We start from the raw sequence: 19,470 nt of genomic DNA, 5'->3' as shown, positions 1-19,470 counted from the left end.
CACACGTAACGTCAAAGATGCGGATCCTCGGCCGCATTGAGCCTGCCGGCTGAGATGGCGTCCCGGAAAGCCCGATAATCTTCCGCGTTACGATCGCCGTAGGCCATCGACCAATCGGCCAGGGCCTCCCGCAGGTCGGTGCGGCCGTCATGGCCGCAGTAACCCGCGATCGCCGCCGCATCCCCGGTGCGTGCGTGAGCCTTGGCGAGCAGGGCTCCGTAAGCGTGCGAGAAGTACAGGAGCGACCGGCCCGTCATCCGCGCGACCGGGATCTCACCTTTCATGTTCTTCATCTGCCGGACGTAGAACGGCCGCCCGTCGATCTTCGTCCACCCCAACAGCGGATCGCCCACGGCCTGCAGGAGGCGCTGGCCGTAGATCACACGCTCGCCCTCGTGGCTGGCGTAGGGCTGAGGCATGCCGCGTAGATACGGCGCGTGGGCCGGTCGCACGGCTTCCTTGACCTGGAGGAAGAGTGCATCCTGATCCGAGTTGCCGCATAGCAACGCGACGTAGGCCCGGGTGCCGACGCTGCCGACGCCGACGACGCGGTGAGCCACATCGACCACGTGGTAGCGGCTGAGCATGAACCGCCGTTCGCGCGGCAGCGTCTCGGCGTAGCGTTCCAGGCCGGTCGTCACGGCCTCGCGCGTGGCCTGATCGACGCGGACGAGGATCGGTGGCTCCTCGCGGAAGCGCCAGCCACCGTCCGTGCGACGCTCGCCCACTTGATCGAGCAAGCTCGTATTGTTCTTTCGCCGCGCCTTCTCGACGGCCTTTTGTACGACAGCTTGCGAGCGCGCGTCGATCTCGATGCCGGCGAAGGCCAGATCATCGGCTCGCGCCGCGCGCTGCCACACGTCGAGCGAACCTTGCGGAGCCAGATCGTCCATCGTGTGTTGGTAACCCGCTACCGCGCTCAGAACCGCTTGCCGCCGTTCCGCTGGGGGGACATCGGCGTCCCGCGCGGCGACCTCGATGCTCGCGCATAGGCGCTTCAGGTCCCACTCCCAGGGCCCGACTGTGACCTCGTCGAAGTCGTTGAGGTCGAGCACCATGTCACCCTGGGGTGAGCCAAACAGCCCGAAGTTCGCGATATGCGCATCGCCGTTCATCACCACATCGATGGCGCCGCGCGGCCCCTGTGCCAGATCCCAGGCCATGACCTGAGCAGCGCCGCGCAGGAACGCGAACGGCGAAGATGCCATACGGGCGACCCGCAGCGGGATCAGGTGTAATTGCCGCCCCTCGTGCGCCGCCTCAATGAGGGCGACAGCGTCGGGACGATCGCCGGCGATACTGAGATCGGCATGAGCAGCGTGGGGCAGTTCCAAGCGCAGGATCTTGCCGGCGGCGCGACGCTTCTCCCACGGCTCCACACCCGATCGAAGGTCGATATGCGGGAAGTCTGCGAGGGGTTCTAGGACCGCCTCCTCTGCAGCTTCGATCACCGCATCCTTCTCAGCGGCCGCCGCCGATGGGGTATCCGTTGGCTGAGCTGACCGTTCCATCGACCTCGTCCGACTACTACAGAACATGCCAACGGCCTGGCTGCGGAATAAACCCCTCCGCTCAACGTGGACTTAACCGCACACCCCCCGACTGACGGCTAACGCCCGTTCAGGTTTGGCCGGCCGCTTGGCGCCCATCCCGGTCATTCAAGGAGCCTTGGGCGCTCCTCAATAGCGTACTTCCGGCATCACGAATGCGACATTGGGCCATTCGCATAAGAGCGGCCTAGGAAATCCCATGAAAATGGGCGCAACTCGTAACCAAATCAATTTAATTATCGGACGTCAAACCGGATAAAACGCTCGTCTACGATAACACGGAAGACGCACCCCGATTTACTCACGCTCCGAATGCCAACAGATTTATTTTTGACCAAGGGATACTCCACTCTGACTATTTGTCGTTTGTTGAAGTTCGATTTTTCTGATCATTCAGACACTGTGCCATTATGCAATCGTGATGCACTTTGTGCGAATTGGCAAAATCGTCGTTGGGCTGCAAACTCGCGTTCACTGCAGCCTGGCACCGTAATTCCCGTAGACTCGATATGGTCCTCGGATAACGTCTATTAACCATCGGCGCGTAGCGATTATTCAGAGAACAAATGCGGACCCGCCAATGAAACCTGTCCTGTTGCCCGCCGTCGTCGCGCTTGCGTTCACAGTCCCTCTCGCCGCGAGCGCCGCCGATCTTCCAGCTGAGACGCCCGCAGCCTATACTTCCGAACCGATCCAAGGCCGGTTCTTCTTGCGCGCTGGCGTCACGGGTTTGATTCTCAACGAAAGCGCGAGCGTCCGCGCTTTGGGTTCACGGATACCGGGCGCGAACATCGACATTGAGCCGCAAGTTACGGCATCGCTGGAGGCCGGCTACTTCTTCAGCCCGAACTTCGCGATCGAGGTGACAGGCGGAGCTCCTCCGAAAGCCCGGATCGATGGCGCGGGCTCTATTAGCACGGTCGGACGCCTTGGCTCGATCATCTATGCGCCGACAACTGCAACGGTGCAGTACCACTTCTTAAGTCTGGGTCGGCTACAGCCCTACGTTGGAATCGGACCCGCCGCGACGTTCGTGTTCAGCGAGAAGGACGGCGCAGCGAGAAATTTGAAAGTAGGTTCCGCTGCGGGCGTGGTCGGCCAGATCGGCGCAAACTACATGCTCGACGAGCACTGGGGCGTCTTTGGTGATGTCAAGGCAGCATGGCTTGGGACGCAGGCACGCGGGTATCTCGGTGCAGTACCGATCAAGGCCAACGTGCGATTTGATCCTGTCGTCTTGAGTTCGGGTCTGCTCTACAAATTCTAAGCTCGACCCTCTTGTGGAAACAACTCATACGGGTCGAGCTCAAAACTCTGTCATGCCGGTCACGATTTTTGAAAGAAGTAAAGCTGCAATAAAGCCTGTTCGACCGCGTCGCGGTTGTGGGGTCGAGAGTATGACCAGCCGGCTGGACCCCGCCCCGTGCCGAGCCGGCAACCCCCATCATGACGTGGGGTGGAGGAAGAGTCGCGGAGGCCGAACTAATCTCATTCTCCGGTCGATCGCCCCGCACCTGATCACGACGTTGGTAGGCTGCAGTCACAATTTATGTTGTCGAAGCTTTCTTTAACGGTTCGAATTTAAATTGTTAATGTCTCGACAGTGCGTCTCGGTGTTCGTCCGCTTCATGCCCCGTATATCAACACCACCGATTTGGTCTCTGGCCTCCATACTCTGGCTTGGCACCTGCGCCGCCAGTACTGCAGGTCCGGAGGGCGTCTGGAGGCGCGAGGACGGCGCGGGCAGCGTGCGGATCGCGCCCTGCCGGGACGCGCTCTGCGGGCACATCGTCTGGCTCAGGGATGCCACCGGGCCGGGCCGCATAGGCGATCGGGTCTTCTACGACATGAAGGCGTCGACAGCCAATCGCTGGTCCGGTTCGGCTCACAACCCGGAGGATGGGCGCGACTATTCCGGGACCATGGTCCTGATGGGCGATCGGCTCGTGACGGAAGGCTGTGTGCTCGGCGGACTCGTCTGCAAGACCGTGCGCTTCCTCCGCCAGCCCTGACCCTAACGACGACGCGGCCTCGATTGGCCCCTAGCCCGAGCAATGCAGGCCGCTGAAAGGTCCACGATGTTTCTTTCCGCCGGCAAGCTTCAGGTTTGCTCGACAGGCTCCACGAGGCTGCTGGCGCGGATTGGCGCGACCGCTCGGTTGCCCATGCAGATCGCCACGATGGTTCGAAGCCTCATCGACGTATGGCCGGACGCTGTCTACTCCAAGGCGCTGGTCGAGACGCGACTGCTGGGACGCATCACCGTATTCATCACGGACCCGCAGTTGATCCGGACCCTGCTGGTCGATCACGCGGACGCGCTGGCGCGGGAGGAGGTCGCACAGCGGGCCTTGGTGCTGGCGCTCGGAAACGGCATTCTCACCAGCGACGGGGCCGCCTGGCGCTTGCAGAGACGAACTGTCGCTTCGGCCTTCAGGCCGGACGGCATCCGCTCGCTGGTGCCCCGCATGCACGAGGCCGCCCAGACGACGGGCGCGCGCTGGTCGCTCCGCGACCCGCACGAGCCATTCGACCTTCTCCAGGACATGATGCGGACAGCGCTCGACATCATCCTGGCGGCCCTCGTGTCGGGCGACAGCGCGCTCGACGTCGATGCCTTCGAGCGGGCACTGGAAACCTATATCGGCACCACCAACTGGAAGATGGCCTATGCGATGGTGGGCGTGCCGTCTTGGGTACCACATCCCCGCCAAGGGGCGGGGGCCAAAGCGGCGATGGCCTCGCGTTCGGCGATGGCCGCCATCGTGAGCCGCAGAAGGACCTCGGGAGGGCGGGGCACGGACTTGCTCGGGATGCTACTAAGTGCTCGGGACCCAGAGACTGGCACGCCGATGGACGATGAGGCCATCGTCGACAATCTCCTCACCTTTATCGCCGCGGGCCACGAGACGACGGCCCTCGCGCTAACCTGGACGTTGCGGCTGCTAAACGACCATCCAGAGATCGAGCGGCGGGTTCTCGATGAGATCGAGGCGATCAACCCAGATTTCACCGGCGATCCTTCCTGCGTCGATCGCCTCGTCTACACCCAGCAGGTGCTGATGGAGTGCATGCGGCTGTTCCCTCCCGCGCCGCTGATCGTACGTCGAACGACCCGGCCGGTGCCGCTAGGTGGGACGACCGTGCAGGCTGGAAGCTCGATTCACATCCCAATCTATGCCCTCCACCGTCAGGAACGCCTGTGGCCCCGTGCCAAAGCCTTCGATCCCGATCGTTTCGCGCCCAGCCTTTCGGCCGGACGGGAGCGCTTCGCCTATATGCCATTCGGCGCGGGGCCGCGGGTATGCATTGGCGCTGGACTGGCGATGACGGAATGCCTGGTCGTGCTGGCCAGCCTCCTCCCGACCTATCGGCTGCGTCACCTGCAGTACACACCGCCTCGCGCGCAAATGCGCATCACGCTGCGCCCCACGGGAGGAATGCCGGTCTCGGTCGCGCCTCGCGGGTCCCGCCATGGGTAAGCCGGAGCGGCACGAGACGTCGATCCTAGCCGCGCTCGTGAACGAGACCGTGGCGGTGGCGAACTATTCCTCGATCGCCCACGTCGCCATCGCCGTTTCCATGAGCGTTTTCTTCTGGCAGAGCGCGCCCAAGCCCCACCTGATCTGCCTGGTGGCGGCCATGAGCCTCACCAACGCCGTCACCATCACGCTCGCGATTAAGTTCAAGGACGCCATTCCCCGATCGAGCTCTTCGACGATCGGGCGCGGACGCCGCCTTGCAATCGGCCTCGCCTTCACCATTGGAGCGATCTGGTCGACGATGCCCTACGTCCTGTTTAAGGACGCCGATGGCGGTCATCAGCAGATCGTGATCGCCACCGCTGCGGGCCTCGTCTCCGACGCTTTCGTGGTTGGCCCGCTGCTGGCCGTCTCCATGGCCCTCGTCATCCCCATCGTAGCTGGCTCGGCCATCGCGCTGTGCGTTCTGCAGCCGCCCTATTTCGAATACATCTCCATCCTGCTGGCCATCTACGCGACCTTCGTCTTCGTCAGCCAGCACCGTCTCGCGCGCTACGCCCGCGAGCGGATCTACGATCGCCTGCTAGTTGCCGAACAAGGTCAGACCATCGCATTGCTGCTCAACGACTTCGAGGCAGGCGCAAGCGACTGGCTGTGGGAGACCGACGTCGAAGGCCGTCTAAGGCACGCGCCCGCCCGCATGGCGGCCGCGCTGAACTGCCCGATCGAGGCCATCCAGGAGCAGGTCTTCGTCACGGTCTTGGCGAGGTACGCCCGCGACGGTGATCACGATGGCACTATCGCGACTGTCGCTCAGTCGATGGCCATCCGCGACGCCCTCCAAGCTTCGACGATCGCATTGCGGGTCGATGGGCTCGATCGCTGGTGGACGTTGAATGGCAAGCCGTGCTTCTCCTCCGGCGGGGAGTTCCGGGGCTACCGCGGCGTGGGGTCCGACGTGACCCGCGATCGCGAGGCGGAGCTTCGCATTGGCCATATTGCAACCCACGATGTGTTGACCGGCCTGCCCAATCGCGCGGCCTTCCAGGACGCACTCAACACGGCATGCGCGAGCGCAGACGCGAACGAGGCCGCGCTTCTCTGCATCGACCTCGACGGGTTCAAGGCCGTGAACGACCGGTACGGGCATGGCACCGGAGACATGCTGCTTGTCTCTGTCGCCAAGCTCCTGCGCGAGCTCGCTCCGCGGGCCGCCATGGTAAGCAGGCTCGGCGGCGACGAGTTCGCCATCCTGCTGACGGGCCAAGGGCGTGGAGAGGCCGAAGCGCTCGCTGCGACCCTGGTGTCTCGCGTCGGCATGCCATTTCGCATCGAGACCGAGCTGTTAGCCATTGGGGCGAGTGTCGGCATCGCGGTCGCCCCCGAGGACGCGAGCGATGACGCGAAGCTTCTGGCGCGCGCCGATCTGGCTCTGTACAGCGCCAAGCAGGCGGGCAAGGGCCGGGCGGAGCGCTACGACGTGGTGCTCGATGAGCGCCTCGCGCGGCGCCGGCGCCTGGACCGGGAGATGCGCCAGGCTTTGACCGACGGCGGCTTCGAACTTCACTATCAGCCGCAAATCCGTTTATCGGACGAAAGCATCAAGGGTTTCGAGGCGCTGCTGCGCTGGCACCACGACACCGAAGGCTGGATCTCGCCGGCCGAGATCATCCCTATCGCCGAGTCTACGGGTTTTATCGTCGAGATCGGGCGCTGGGCACTGCACCAGGCGTGCGTGGATGCACTGGCGTGGCAGGGCCGGCGCGTTGCCGTCAATATCTCATCCAACCACTTCAAGCTATCTGACTTCGTCGAGCACGTTTTTGAGGTTCTCGACAGTACCAAGTTGCATCCGCAGCTGCTTGAGATTGAAATCACCGAATCCATTCTGCTCGATCGCGACTACGACGTCCTCGGCAACCTGGCGCGCCTGAGGAGCCGGGGCGTTCGGATCGCGCTCGACGACTTTGGCACCGGATATTCTTCGCTCAGCTACCTCACCCGCTTTTCGTTCGATACGATCAAGATAGACCAGTCGTTTGTCCGCAACCTTCGCGACCGACCGGAAAGCGCCGTCGTCGTGGAAGCCGTCACGCTGATGGCCCGGGCCCTTTCCATGGAGGTCACTGCTGAAGGGGTCGAAGACGTCGAACAGTTGAACCTGCTGCACGCCAAACGTTGCGATAATGTTCAGGGTTACCTGTACGGGCGTGCCCAGCCCCTGTGTGCGCTGCCGCAGACCTTGCTACACATCCCACAGTTTCGACAGGACGCACGTAGAGCGGAGGTATCCGCAAATGATGGCCTCGACTTGATTGCCAGCCGAAGCGCTTGAGCGGCGAGGGTTAAACCCGCCGCCATGGCACACTCCACGTCGAAGAATTCGAGTTTTATGTTGCGCGACACAGCGAAATGGGAGTGTACTCTGACCTCCGTACCACCCTAAGATTGAAACCGAGCTGTGCGCAGTCCTCTTGTAATTGCTCTCACTTAGAAGCCGTTGTGCTCATGTTCCTCTTTAGCAAAGGCTTTATGAACGTTTCAACCCTGCACGACGGCGGCTGCGCACGCAAAGTTTGACCTTTTGCGCCGCAACATAGCTCGACAGCGCTAACTTGCGAATGTCCACTTCGGGGGCCCCGTAGATTAGCTTGTTCAGTAAAGTTGGATGGCGGCCTGTCCCTCTGTTGGTGGGTCTTCTCTGAAACGGACCAGCTGCTTTCGGCTAGCTTCGGCTTCCGCCGATTGTCCTCCGGGCGTCTGGGTTGGGTGGATTTCGGCAGGTCCGCTTTAAGGCAGCAATGCATGAAAGCAGACATCGTCGCCTGACCCGTTCACTACCCATAAATGCCATTAAGGACGGACGGTGCATGGTCCCAGGCGATCTCGAGCGGATGGCTCGGCGGATCCGAGCCCATACGCGGCAGAACGCTCAGCTGCGTTCTGAACCTCTATAGCCCTGATCCATTACCCGGTGCGGCGCTCAAACGCGTCGAAGCGGGAGGCGGCGAGGCAGTGCTGCGCGAGCTGTGCGCTGATTCGCTGTCGGTGCACAATATTGCCAAGCGCGCATGGGGCCCGCCGGAGGTAGTCAGGTTCCCGAAGCGCTTGACGAACCAGGGTTCGCATATGGCGATCAGCACCAGGCCAAGCCCGTCCGACCAAGCTTGGCGCCGCCACGTCCTCATCACAAACACTGCTAATTGTTGGCGAGTTGCTCGAACTCTCGACGGCCTATCGGACTACAAAATCAGTGAATTTCAGCCTGATTAAGATTTTGGTAACAAATTTGGCGCGATGGCGCGGCCGCCTCAGAGGTGTGTGCTGATGAGGCCCGGGGTGGGACCCGACCCTACATATTGCAGCGCGACAAAAATGGTGCATTTCTGCCACTACTGCGTATCGATGCTTGGGACCTGAGCAGTTCGGGCTACCAATCAATCGCTAACCGTAGGATATTTCCTGCGTTGAGACGGGCAGGCTCCGTGGGGGCGCTCGGCAGGTCCGAAGCCGGCAGCCGCGATGGGCGAGCAGACCGGCATGGAAATGCCGAATGCGGGACGGATGCCTTGGGACCTTGGGAAGGAATGAGAAAATGATGAAGAACTGGCTTGCGGCCGGCGCGGTCGCGCTCACGGTCGGCATGACGTCGACGATCGCGCAGGCGCAATCGACCACGGTCCCGGGTGAGCAGGTCGGTCTCGCCGTCGGTGCGCCGCTGCCTGAAGGCCTCTACGCCATCAACACGTTCACCTACCGCCGCACCGACGGCCGGAACGACGCCGACACGGCCGTCAACATCCCGGTCCTCGTCTACTCGACCCCGCTGGTGCCGCTCGGCGGCCGCGTCGAGCTGCTCGTGGCGCCCCCGACCGTGTTCGTCTTCACCCGCAACGCGGCGGGATCGCCTAATAAGGATATCTCGATCAACGTCGGCACCTTCGTTGGCGGCATCTGGGCGTTCGACCTCGGCAGCAACTTCGGCGTCAGCTTGCTCGGTGGCGTGTACCTGAACGACCTCGACGGTGATCGCGGCTCGCTGTTCAACGGCACTACCGCCGCGAACCCGATCTCTGGTGCGGGTCGGATTCCGGTCGGCACGCCTGTGCTGCCGCAGCTTGCCTCGAACACCTACCGCTTCGGTGTCGCCGGCAGCTACACCGGCGACGGCTACAACATTACCGCCAACCTGACCGCCAACATCTACGACTCGCCCGGTCGCTTCAGTGGTTCGGTCGGCAACTTCATCGGCCCGATCCGCATCTCGGATGCCCTAAACTTCGACCTCACCGCGACGAAGAAGTTTGGTAACTTCGAGATCGGTGCTGTCGGCTATGGCACCTACAACTTCGACATCAGCCAGTTCAGCGCGGCAGCTGGCAACCGTGGCCGCTTCGCCCTCGGTGGTTTGATCGGCTACGACTTCAAAATCTTTACTGTCCAGGCCTACGTCGCCCGCGACGTGGTGACCGGCGCGACTCTCACCAATGCGTTCGGCCGCACCCGCAGCGACTACTCCACCGACGGCTGGATCCGGTTCGTTGTCCCGCTGTACTCGCCGGTCGCCGCCGCTTCGCCGATCCCGGCGCCGCTGGTGCGCAAGTACTGAGCGTTACTGAACAGTAGTTCAGAACTACCCACGTTTGGCTCGCACTGGCAACGGTGCGGGCCATTTTCGGCCTAAATTGTAAATATACCTCACCCTATGGAAAAGCATCGCAAAGATCGTATCGAGCGAGCGGCTCAGATTTGCTTCGTGATGCAAGAGATTCGGATGGGTGGAGTTTCTGACCCAGCGGAAATCGCAGATATTTTAAATGCGCGAGGTATTGAAAATCTGCGCGGCGAGAAGTGGACTTGGATCGAGGTGCTTCGATTTGATAAGCGTCCTAAGGAACGTTCAGACCCTACAAAGCGGGCTGATTGGACACAACGCTAGTGTCGCGCGCGTAGCCAAGATGTAGTCATTCACACATAAGCATGCCAACAGGTACGCATCCAACATCATTTGCGCCTGCTCGTTTGTCTGCTTCCGACCCGAGCCGAAGTTGCTAAGGTGGCCGACGAATGACCGCTTTCAGTAAGCGCCGACGGCGATCTGACCGGCCGAGCTGGGTCGCAACAAGACCGTCCGCTTCTCCGGCGTACCGTCTCTGAAGCAGACCAGCCGCTTGCGGCCAGATCCAGTCGGCCACTACGCGCTAAACGCGGTCGGCTCGGCCGCCTGAGCGTGATTACCGCACCGGACAACCCGCGAAGACGTTCGTTCCGTTCAGGGCTGACAGTGGCGGGCACCGCTCGCTTTCCATAGCTCGCAGGTCGTGACACTCACTACCCATGAGCAGCTTGCACAAATTGATCGGGACAGTCGCCCGCCGGCGTCATTCGCCGGTAACCGACTACGGTGTCACGCTGCTGTTGATCGGCGCCATGACGTTCGTTCGGTTCCTGGCTCCAGCCCATGTCGCTCCGTTCCTGCTGTACATTCCTGTCCTCATGGTCGTCACTCTGGCTTTCGGCTGGGGGGCCGGGACGCTGGCGCTGTTGTTGTCCACCTTGATCGCCGCGTGGTTCTACACGCGCGACGGGATACTCGGCGGCGTCGACGTCGCGCTGCTGTGTCAGTACGTGACGGTCGGTGCGACCATGCTGTGGATCTGCCACGCGTTGCGCCGCTCCGTCGTGCAGAATGAAGCTACGTTGGGGCGGCTCAACGCAGCGAACCACGTCCTCGTCGACAGGGAGGCGGCGCTGACCAGCGCTAACGCTGCGGCGGAGGCTGCTAAGGAAGCGGCCGAGCAGGCTAACACGGCGAAGAGCGATTTTCTGGCTAATATGAGCCATGAACTTCGCACACCGCTTTCCGCCATCATCGGCTACAGCGAGATGATGGGTGAGGAGATCGCGGACGGCTGCGATGCGTCGGACCTTGTGGCCGACATTGGCAAGGTCGAGCGCAACGCCCGTCACCTGCTCGGGCTCATCAACGACGTGCTGGACCTCTCGAAGGTCGAGAGCGGCAAGATGGAGGTCTACGCCGAGGATTTCGCGGTGGATGACATGCTGCGCGACGTCGCGAGTTCGGTCGCTACGCTGATCGGTAAGAAGGGTAATAAGCTGGAATTAAAGATGGCACCCGAGCTGGGCCGTATGCATTCCGATCTGACCAAGACGCGGCAGGTACTCTTCAATTTCCTGAGCAATGCAGCCAAGTTTACGGAAAGCGGGATTATCACACTTGCCGCCTCTCGCACGACGGACGCCTCAGGTGTCGACCGGTTTTCGTTCGCCGTCTCTGATGCCGGGATAGGCATGACAGCTGAGCAGGTGTCACGCCTGTTCCAGCGTTTCGAGCAGGCTGATGCTTCCACGACGCGCAACTTCGGCGGGACCGGGCTTGGTCTTTCGCTCACGCGTTCCTTCGCCGACATGCTCGCGGGGGTGGTCACAGTGTCCAGCGTCCTGGGCCAGGGCAGCACCTTTACGTTCACTGTGCCAGCGACTTTCGTTCCCCTAGCCGACGAGCAAGCATCACCTGATCCAGACGTCATCGCAGACGATGAGTTGGTGGGCGATGTCATCTTGGTCATCGACGACGATACGGACCAACTTGCCCTCACCACGAGATTCCTTCATCGCGAGGGCTTCCAGGTACAGACAGCGGCGAACGGCAGGAGCGGGCTCGAACTCGCCCGGAGGCTGCGGCCGCGGGCCATCCTGCTGGACGTGATGATGCCGGGTGTGGACGGATGGTCCGTGCTAAGCCAGATCAAGGCGGACGAAAAGCTTGCGTCGATCCCAGTCGTGATGGTGACGTCCGTCGACCAGCGCAATCTTGCAGCGTCGCTTGGCGCCTCGGACTACATGCTAAAGCCGGTCGACTGGTCACGGTTCGGCAAAATCGTGAACCAGTTCAGGCTGGCGGAGACGGACCGGCGCGGCACCGTGCTGCTGGTCGAAGACGAGGCCGTGACCCGCATGGCGATGCGGTCCACCCTAGAGGAGGACGGCTGGTCGGTAGTGGAAGCCGCGAACGGCGAAGAAGGCCTGCAGCACGCGGCAGATACCAGGCCGGACGTCGTGATCGTCGACCTTAACATGCCTATCATGGACGGCTTCGGTTTCCTGGAGGGCGTTCGAGCCGTACCCGGCTGTTCGGACATCCCAGTGATTGTACTTACGGGTCGCGAATTCTCGGCGGACGACCGGAGGAAGCTTCGCGGCGCCAGCCAGATCCTCAATCGCGGCGACTTCGCATCGGCGACTTTGGCCGAAAGGCTCAAGGTACTTTCAGCTTGAGAAAGGCGAGGTCGGCGTAGCAGCATTAGCGTCGTGCCCACTTCAATGTCCGCTTTGGCGGCAGTTCTTGTTCGAAGCAGACTGGAGGCTTTCGGCCAGGTTCGGTCGCGTTGGCGGGCGCCGCTGAATGGCTGGATTGGGTGGATTTTCGCCGGTCCGCTTCCGGGCGACACTGCGTAAAAGCGGACATGGTCGCCGCTCCCGCTCACGACCCGCCTTGAGTCCTGGCTGATCCGATCCATTCAGGCATGCAGGATCCGGCAAGGGGCGTTCGTTCATCCATCGCAGGGGGATAACGCCCCTCATCACGCATGCCCGAGACGATTTCAGAACTTGCGCAGGATAGGGCTAGGCTCAGGCGTCTCGCTTTTATCCTGGTAGATCGGCACGGTTACGCGCAACCAGCCGCGTGTCTCAAGTCCTGCGTAATTGCGCTGAACAACGTCCCGCGTAACGTAGGCCTGGAGATTGACCGCGCCGAAGTTGTAGCCCACGAGGCCGCCCACGGCGAACTGGCCTTGCCGAGCATAGGACGGATTGTTGGTCGGAAGGTCGGTCGATCCGAAGGCTACCGGCCCGATTTCCCACTTGCCAAAATGCTTGGTGGCCGTGAGGTCGAGGTTGAGGAAGTCGGGGTAAAAGGTACCGCTGGCCGATCGAGTATCGAAGAAGGTGCCGTACAGGAAGTTGCCTGTCAGGTTCCATCCATCGCCATTGTATGTGATGGCGAAACGTTGGTGCAGAACCGGATTTTGGATGACGATCTTGGTCTCGCTGGGTAGGTAGGCCCCGAGCAGGTAGCTGAAGTTGATATTGTTGCCGAGCTTCCAGGCCACCTGCGCAGCGAGCAGCGTCTGGCCGAACCCGCTCTGGTACGCCGCGCCCCGTGTGCTCGAAGCTGTGATCGGCTGTAGCACGACAAGTTGCAGCCGTCCGCCGACCACCTCTGCCGGTGTCGCCCAGATGAAGGACGGCAGATTGATGTTCGAGTCGGTGCCGCGTGGGGTGATGTCCCGCGAGCCGAAACTGGACGTGTCAATGAAGTAGAGCCCGATCGGCAATGGCGCGCCTGGGGCTTGCCCTACAGTCTGTCCAGGTTGTGCCGATGAACCAGCCTGCACGGGGATGCCGGCCAACCCGTAGGTGAGCGAGGCGGAAAGGGCAGCGATATGGATCGGTCGGATAAGCCCAGCTGTCGTCATTCCGCAGTCCAAGCCTCTCCGTAGTCGGATCGGCCGTTATTGCATGCCAGAACGGATTAAGTGGCCTTCCTGTGCGTGGGATGCAGAGTTGCGACACGAGCGTAGCCGTTGGGCAACATCTGTCACATCGAAGGCTCGCTTCCTTGGATGATTCAAACCGCGCCCACAGTGAGGCCCGGTGCGTAGCGGGGCGTCTGGTTTGAAGCGCAAGGCCGAGGTCCGTTCACCACCCCTAGCCAAGATTGCCGGACGGCCGACCAATAACCGCTTATAGGAAGTGCCGACGACCGATCACATGACTGGGTTGGGTCGGTGATGGACAGGCTGGCAGCCGTTACCTTGGAACCGTCACGGCCGGGCTAGTACGCAATAATCTCGGCGGTGCGCCGGCCGGACAGACGGCCGGTCAAGCAGCCTTTCGGGTCCTGCCCGCGGTAGCCTTGCCCGAAGCGCGCTTCCTCGCGGGCGTCGAGGGCTTAGTCTCCGTCTTGCGCGGCTGCGCCTTGGCCGGCGAAACGACCTTCTCGGAGTCGATGCTGCGCCTCAGGGCTTCCATCAGGTTCACGACGTTGCCGGAGCTCGGCGCACCGGCCTTCGCCTTGCCCTTGCCCTTCGCCGGCTTCGGGGCCTTCCCCTTCACCAGGGCGATCAGTGCCTCCTCGTAGCGGTCCTCGAACTTCGAGGGATCGAACTTCCGGGTGGATCGCGCGATCAGCTCCTCGGCGAGCGCTCGCATCTCGGCCGTCGGATCGCCGTCGGGCATGTCCTCGAAGTAGGCCGTCGGCGACCGGACCTCGTCCTGGTAGCGCAGCAGCGTGGCCAGCAGGCCCTTGCCGTACGGTTCGAGCAGCACCACCCGTTCGCGCTTGTAAATGACGATGCGTCCGAGCCCGGCCATGCCCTTCTTCTTCATCGCATCCCGGATGACGGCGAAGGCTTCGCGAGAGACCTTGTCCTCGGCCGCGAGGTAGTACGGCTTGTCCAAGTAGCGCTCGTCGACCTCGTCGCGCCGGCAGAAAGCTTCGATGTTGATCGTGTGCGTGCTCTCCAAAGCGATCTCGCTGAGCTCGTCGTCCTCGATCGGCACGAGCTCGTTCTTGGCGATCTCGCAGCCCTTGACCTGATCGTCGCGCTCGACGGTGTCGCCGGTGACGGAGTCGACCATCAGCTGCTTGAGACGGTTTCCGGTCTCGCGGTTGATCGTATGACACTTCAGCTCTCTCGACGAACTGACTGCCGGATACAATCCGACCGCGCAGGAAACGAGTGAAAGTCGAAGATGACCTTTCCAGTTGGCGCGCGCTGCCACGTCGATCTCCCGAAACCGTTCAAGTATCCACCCCAATCGATGCATCCTTAGAGCGCCGATTGGGAGTTTGACGGTTAAACGAGAGTCGAACTCGACTCGTTCCTCCACAGATACGCCTGTGGATAACCTGTCGTTTATTGTAGATTTCCCCGCCGTCCGGATCCGTCCAGGAACTCGATCCAGCCGATCCCGTTTCCACGAAGCGATGGCCGAGCTGCTCAGACCGTATCGGGACAAGCGAGATTTCGGGGCCTCGCCCGAGCCCAAGGGGAAGCGCGGCCGCAAGGTCGCCAAGGCGAGGTTCGTCGTCCAGAAGCACGACGCCCGGCGCCTTCACTACGACCTTCGTCTCGAGATGGACGGAGTTCTCAAGAGCTGGGCGGTCACCCGCGGACCAAGCCTGTCGCCCGCCGAGAAGCGGCTCGCCGTCCGGACGGAGGACCACCCCGTCGATTACCTGGGCTGGGAAGGCGCGATCCCGAAGGGCCAGTACGGTGGCGGAACCATGATCGTCTGGGACACCGGTTCCTGGGAGCCCGTCGGTGATCCGGCCGCCGGGCTGGAGAAGGGGCACCTCGAGTTCGCCCTACACGGCGAGAGGCTCGGGGGGAGCTGGCACCTCGTGCGGATGAAGGGCCGCGGCGGCGAGAAGAAGCAACCTTGGCTTCTCATGAAGGCCGACGACGAGCATGCCCGCAGCGAGGGCGACATCCTCGTCGAGCACGAGGCGTCGGTGCTATCGGGCCGGACCAATCGGGATCTGGCGGTGGACGGGGTCGTCAGAGCCGATCATGCCGCACGCGCCGAAGTGGCCGCCGAGCGGAAGACGAAGCCGCCGGCGAGCCGCTCCAAGGGAGCTCGCAAGGCGCTTCTGCCGCCCTTCGTCGAGCCCGCGCTCGCGACCCTCGTCGACGGCGTGCCGACCAGCGACGGCTGGCTGTACGAGATCAAACACGACGGCTACCGCATGCAGGCCCGCATCGACGGGGGTTCGGTGAAGCTGCTGACGCGCTCCGGCCTCGACTGGACGGCGAAGTTCGAACCTACGGCCCAGGCCCTGAAGGCCATGAAGCTGCCCTCTGCGCTGATCGACGCCGAGATCGTGGTCGAGACGGAGAGCGGGGTATCCAGCTTCTCCGCCCTGCAGCAGGCGCTCGCCGCCGGCGATACGGGATCGGCGATCTTCTACGCCTTCGATCTGCTCTACATGGACGGCAGAGACATCCGGGCGCTGCCCCTGACCGAACGCAAGGATCTGCTGCTGCAGAGTCTCGACGACGCCCCGCCGGGTGGCCGCATCCGGTTCAGCGAGCATCTCGCCGCCGACGGCGAGGCCATGGCGCGCCACGCCTGCCGGCTTGGACTGGAAGGCGTCGTCGCCAAGCGCGCGGACTCGCCCTACCGGTCGGGTCGGACCGATGCCTGGCGCAAGATCAAGTGCAGTTCCTCGGAGGAGTTCGTGGTCGCGGGCTACATGCCGTCGACCACGGCACCCAAGTCCGTGGGGTCGTTGATCCTGGGCACGCACGATGACGCCGGCGGCCTCGTCCACGTCGGGCGGGTGGGCACCGGCTTCCGCGACGCGGTCGCACGGGATCTCTGGACCGAACTGGATCCGCTTCGCATCCCGTCGCCGCCCTTCGACGCCGAGATGCCGCCGCTTGCGCGCCGCAACGCCCGCTGGGTCGAGCCCCGGCTCGTCTGCGAGGTGACCTTCCGCGGCTGGACAGTCGACGACCAGCTGCGGCACGCGTCGTTCAAGTCGCTTCGGCCCGACGTGTCGCCGGACGAAGTCGTCCGCCGGAAGGCGGAGGCCCGTCCGAAGACGCGGCAGCGGGGGGCCGCGGCGCTCGCCGCCCTGACGCATCCGGATCGCGTGCTCTGGCCCGACGTCGGCCTGACTAAGGAGGGGCTGGCGGAATACTACGCCGAAATCGCCGACCGGATCCTGCCGCACGTTGTGGGTAGGCCGCTGTCGCTTCTCCGATGCCCGGATGGACTCGGATCCTGCTTCTACCAGAAGCACGGCTGGGCAGGCATGGACGAGCGCCATCTCCAGGTCCTGGGCGACGACGCCGGCAACGCCGTCGTGATCGGGAGCCCCGAAGGTCTTCGGACCCTGGTACAGGCGAGCGTCCTGGAGATCCACCCGTGGGGGGCGCCGGCCGCCGATCCGGATCGGCCGGATCGTCTCGTCTTCGATCTGGATCCGGGTGCGGGCGTCGGATGGAGCGATCTCATCGCCGGGGCGACCGAAGTCCGCGAGCGGTTGCGGGCTTCGGGATTCGGGGCCTTCGTCAAGACGAGCGGAGGCAAGGGACTGCACGTCGTCGTCCCGATCGAACCGCAGGCCAGCTGGGACGAGGCGAAGGCGTTCTCGAAGCGTCTAGCCTCCGAGATGTCCGGCGACGCGCCCGACCTGTACGTCGCGACGGTCTCGAAGAAGGCCAGGGACAACCGCATCTTCGTGGACTACCTGCGCAACCAGCGGGGCGCGACCGCGGTCGCGGCCTTCTCGACCCGGGCACGCCCGGGAGCGCCGGTCTCCGTCCCGGTGGGTTGGGAGGAGCTCCCTTCGCTAGGCTCCGGAGCGCGCTTCGGCGTCGCCAGCGTCCCCGGTCGGATCGCAGCTCTCGCGCGGGATCCCTGGGCCGGTTTCGAACGCGCGGCGAGGCCTCTGGAGGCGTCCGGAAAACGCGGTCGTCGACGGACCTAGACGCAGGCACCCGAGACGTGGTCGCCTTCCTCGGTTCGGTACCGAGGCAGCACCCGTTCGTGTCCCTACCTGTACGGGTCGTCGTCGATCCACGGTATCTCCGCGATCGGCGGTCGATCTCCGCCGGTTGTCTTCCCCAGCGATGGGATCGTATCGGTCTCGGCGGAAGATCCGGCCGGCGAGCGGGGCGGATCGTTCCGTCACGCATGCCCGGGAGACTGACTCTGACGCTCGAGTTGTCGAACGCGGAGGCGCGCCGCATCGCTCTGGCCGCCCAGGGCTTCGGCAGGGCAGATCGTCGGGCGGAGGTCGGCACCGCACGGATGCGCCGGGCGATCGGCCGGCTGGGCCTGCTCCAGATCGACAGCGTGAACGTCCTCGTCCGCGCCCATTACATGCCGCTGTTCTCGCGCCTTGGACCGTACGATCGCGGCACCCTCGATACCCTGGCGGTCGCCAGCTCGAAGTGCTTCTTCGAGTACTGGGGCCACGAGGCGTCCCTCCTGCCAATCGACCTGCACCCCCTGCTGCGCTGGCGCATGGACCGCGCCCGCGAGGGCCGCGGCGTCTGGAGCCGGCTTGAGCCGTTCGCGAGCGAGCGGCGCGCGGAGGCCGACGCTCTGCTCGCCCGCATCGGACGGGAGGGACCGCTGGCGGCCTCCGACGTGTCGAGCCCGAAGGCGTCCAAGGGCATGTGGAACTGGAGCGACGCCAAGCACACGCTCGAATGGCTGTTCTGGGCGGGCTTGGTCGCGTCGACGCATCGAAGGGGGAGCTTCGAGCGCGTCTACGACCTACCCGAGCGCGTGCTGCCCCGGATCGTCATCGCACGACCAACCCCAGACCCCGTGGACGCCCGGCGCGAGCTCGTCGCACGGTCGGCGGAGGCGCTCGGCGTGGCGACCGCGAACGACCTGCGCGACTACTTCCGCCTCTCGCCGGCCGATGCGCGCCTGCCCATCGAGCAGCTCGTCGAGGCGGGCATCCTCGTTCCAGTGCATGTCCGTGGGTGGGAGCATCAGGCCTACCTGCACAAGGATGCCCGGCCCGGTCGCAGGCATGCCGGCGCAGCCCTCCTCTCGCCGTTCGACCCGGTCGTCTGGCATCGGCCGCGGACGGAGCGGTTGTTCGGGTTCCGATACCGCCTCGAAATCTACACGCCCGCCCACAAGCGCGAGCACGGCTACTACGTACTGCCGTTCCTCATGGACGGCGCGCTCGTCGCCCGCGTCGACCTGAAAGCGGACCGCAGGGCCGGCGCCCTGATCGTGCTGCGCACGCACCTCGAGCCGGGCGCGCCGGCGGACACAATGGAACGGATGCTCGACGAGCTTCGGTCGATGGCCTCGTGGCTCGGCCTGCCCGACGTCTCGATCCGATCTACACCGTGAATGGCGCAGGCCGCTCGGTCGGCGGGGTCTCGTCGAGTAACTCGACCAGCCACTCGAGGACAGCGTCGTTGCGGTCGACCTCGCGCACGAGGGCCGCGACGGGGCTGCCGTTGAGCTGGACGTCGTAGCTGCCGGGAGCGAGCTGCTCGACGGTGTAGGCATTCATGACCGACGGTCCCTGAAACGGATCCCGGGTCCACCGCCATTCTCGGGGATGAACTCCAGGCCGGCGGCTTCGAAGGCGACGATCAAGGCCCGCATGTTGGCCCCCATCATCCGTGCGGTTTCGGGCTTAAGCTCGAAGGCTTCGATCGTAGGCGTGGGCACCCGCGATGCTTCGAAGAGATCCGCTTGGCGCCATCCAAGCATTGCTCGCGCGGCTCGGCATAGCCGGGGCGTCAGTCGGATCGCTTGCTCGGCCATCAGGGATCAATCTCCATACCAGACGGTACCCCGAGGCCACGACAAATTCAATGGCTGAGCCATAGGTCTATTGACAGGCCTCAGGATGAGCACCATCC

The 19,470-nt window shown here is 63.6% G+C and carries 13 protein-coding genes; 8 read left to right on the top strand and 5 right to left on the bottom strand.

Annotated features, from left to right (window positions below):
* Window positions 1-11 precede the first annotated feature (11 nt).
* Entirely contained in the window at window positions 12-1,511 is a 1,500-nt protein-coding gene (locus AC3IF3_RS27545; protein ID WP_489231061.1) for a DUF2252 domain-containing protein, read from the bottom strand.
* Window positions 1,512-2,130: 619 nt separating this feature from the next.
* Here AC3IF3_RS27545 and AC3IF3_RS27540 point away from each other — a divergent pair.
* The 6 genes from AC3IF3_RS27540 to AC3IF3_RS27515 all read left to right on the top strand — a co-directional run bounded on the left by AC3IF3_RS27540 (window position 2,131) and on the right by AC3IF3_RS27515 (window position 12,331).
* Entirely contained in the window at window positions 2,131-2,817 is a 687-nt protein-coding gene (locus tag AC3IF3_RS27540) for an OmpW/AlkL family protein (RefSeq protein ID WP_489231060.1), read from the top strand.
* Between the two features lie 325 nt (window positions 2,818-3,142).
* Complete coding sequence (locus tag AC3IF3_RS27535; protein WP_489231059.1) at window positions 3,143-3,562, top strand: DUF2147 domain-containing protein; 420 nt, start codon at window positions 3,143-3,145, stop codon at window positions 3,560-3,562.
* Window positions 3,563-3,628: 66 nt separating this feature from the next.
* Complete coding sequence (locus AC3IF3_RS27530; protein WP_489231058.1) at window positions 3,629-5,032, top strand: cytochrome P450; 1,404 nt, start codon at window positions 3,629-3,631, stop codon at window positions 5,030-5,032.
* Window positions 5,025-7,367, top strand: a complete 2,343-nt coding sequence (locus AC3IF3_RS27525) for a putative bifunctional diguanylate cyclase/phosphodiesterase (protein ID WP_489231057.1) — start codon at window positions 5,025-5,027, stop codon at window positions 7,365-7,367. Before AC3IF3_RS27530 ends, AC3IF3_RS27525 begins: the two co-directional genes overlap by 8 nt.
* Window positions 7,368-8,627: 1,260 nt before the next feature.
* Window positions 8,628-9,641 carry a transporter family protein gene (locus AC3IF3_RS27520; protein WP_489231056.1) on the top strand — a complete coding sequence of 338 codons (1,014 nt, stop codon included), beginning with the start codon at window positions 8,628-8,630 and terminating at the stop codon, window positions 9,639-9,641.
* Window positions 9,642-10,369: 728 nt separating this feature from the next.
* Entirely contained in the window at window positions 10,370-12,331 is a 1,962-nt protein-coding gene (locus AC3IF3_RS27515; protein WP_489231055.1) for an ATP-binding response regulator, read from the top strand.
* A gap of 326 nt (window positions 12,332-12,657) precedes the next feature.
* On the opposite strand, the gene AC3IF3_RS27510 is transcribed toward AC3IF3_RS27515, so the two are convergent.
* On the bottom strand, window positions 12,658-13,533 hold the full coding sequence (locus AC3IF3_RS27510; RefSeq protein WP_489231054.1) for a transporter: 876 nt from the start codon (window positions 13,531-13,533) through the stop codon (window positions 12,658-12,660).
* Window positions 13,534-13,939: 406 nt separating this feature from the next.
* On the bottom strand, window positions 13,940-14,842 hold the full coding sequence (gene ku, locus AC3IF3_RS27505; RefSeq protein ID WP_489231053.1) for a non-homologous end joining protein Ku: 903 nt from the start codon (window positions 14,840-14,842) through the stop codon (window positions 13,940-13,942).
* A gap of 205 nt (window positions 14,843-15,047) precedes the next feature.
* On the opposite strand from ku, the gene ligD reads away from it, so the two are divergent.
* Together ligD and AC3IF3_RS27495 are read left to right on the top strand one after the other, a co-directional pair.
* Window positions 15,048-17,558 (top strand): DNA ligase D, encoded by a 2,511-nt coding sequence (gene ligD / locus AC3IF3_RS27500; RefSeq protein WP_489231052.1) that lies wholly within the window; start codon window positions 15,048-15,050, stop codon window positions 17,556-17,558.
* Between the two features lie 206 nt (window positions 17,559-17,764).
* Complete coding sequence (locus AC3IF3_RS27495) at window positions 17,765-18,949, top strand: winged helix-turn-helix domain-containing protein (protein ID WP_489231051.1); 1,185 nt, start codon at window positions 17,765-17,767, stop codon at window positions 18,947-18,949.
* On the opposite strand, the gene AC3IF3_RS27490 is transcribed toward AC3IF3_RS27495, so the two are convergent.
* Together AC3IF3_RS27490 and AC3IF3_RS27485 are read right to left on the bottom strand one after the other, a co-directional pair.
* Entirely contained in the window at window positions 18,939-19,115 is a 177-nt protein-coding gene (locus AC3IF3_RS27490; RefSeq protein ID WP_489231050.1) for a hypothetical protein, read from the bottom strand. The genes AC3IF3_RS27495 and AC3IF3_RS27490 overlap by 11 nt on opposite strands.
* Window positions 19,112-19,372, bottom strand: coding sequence for a helix-turn-helix domain-containing protein (locus AC3IF3_RS27485; RefSeq protein ID WP_489231049.1), 261 nt, complete (start codon window positions 19,370-19,372; stop codon window positions 19,112-19,114). The genes AC3IF3_RS27490 and AC3IF3_RS27485 overlap by 4 nt, the downstream gene beginning before the upstream one ends.
* Window positions 19,373-19,470 lie beyond the last annotated feature (98 nt).

The organism is Methylobacterium sp. J-118 (assembly GCF_057836565.1).
The sequence above is the reverse complement of the archived record's forward strand: the minus strand, read 5'-3'. Positions and strand labels throughout refer to the sequence as shown.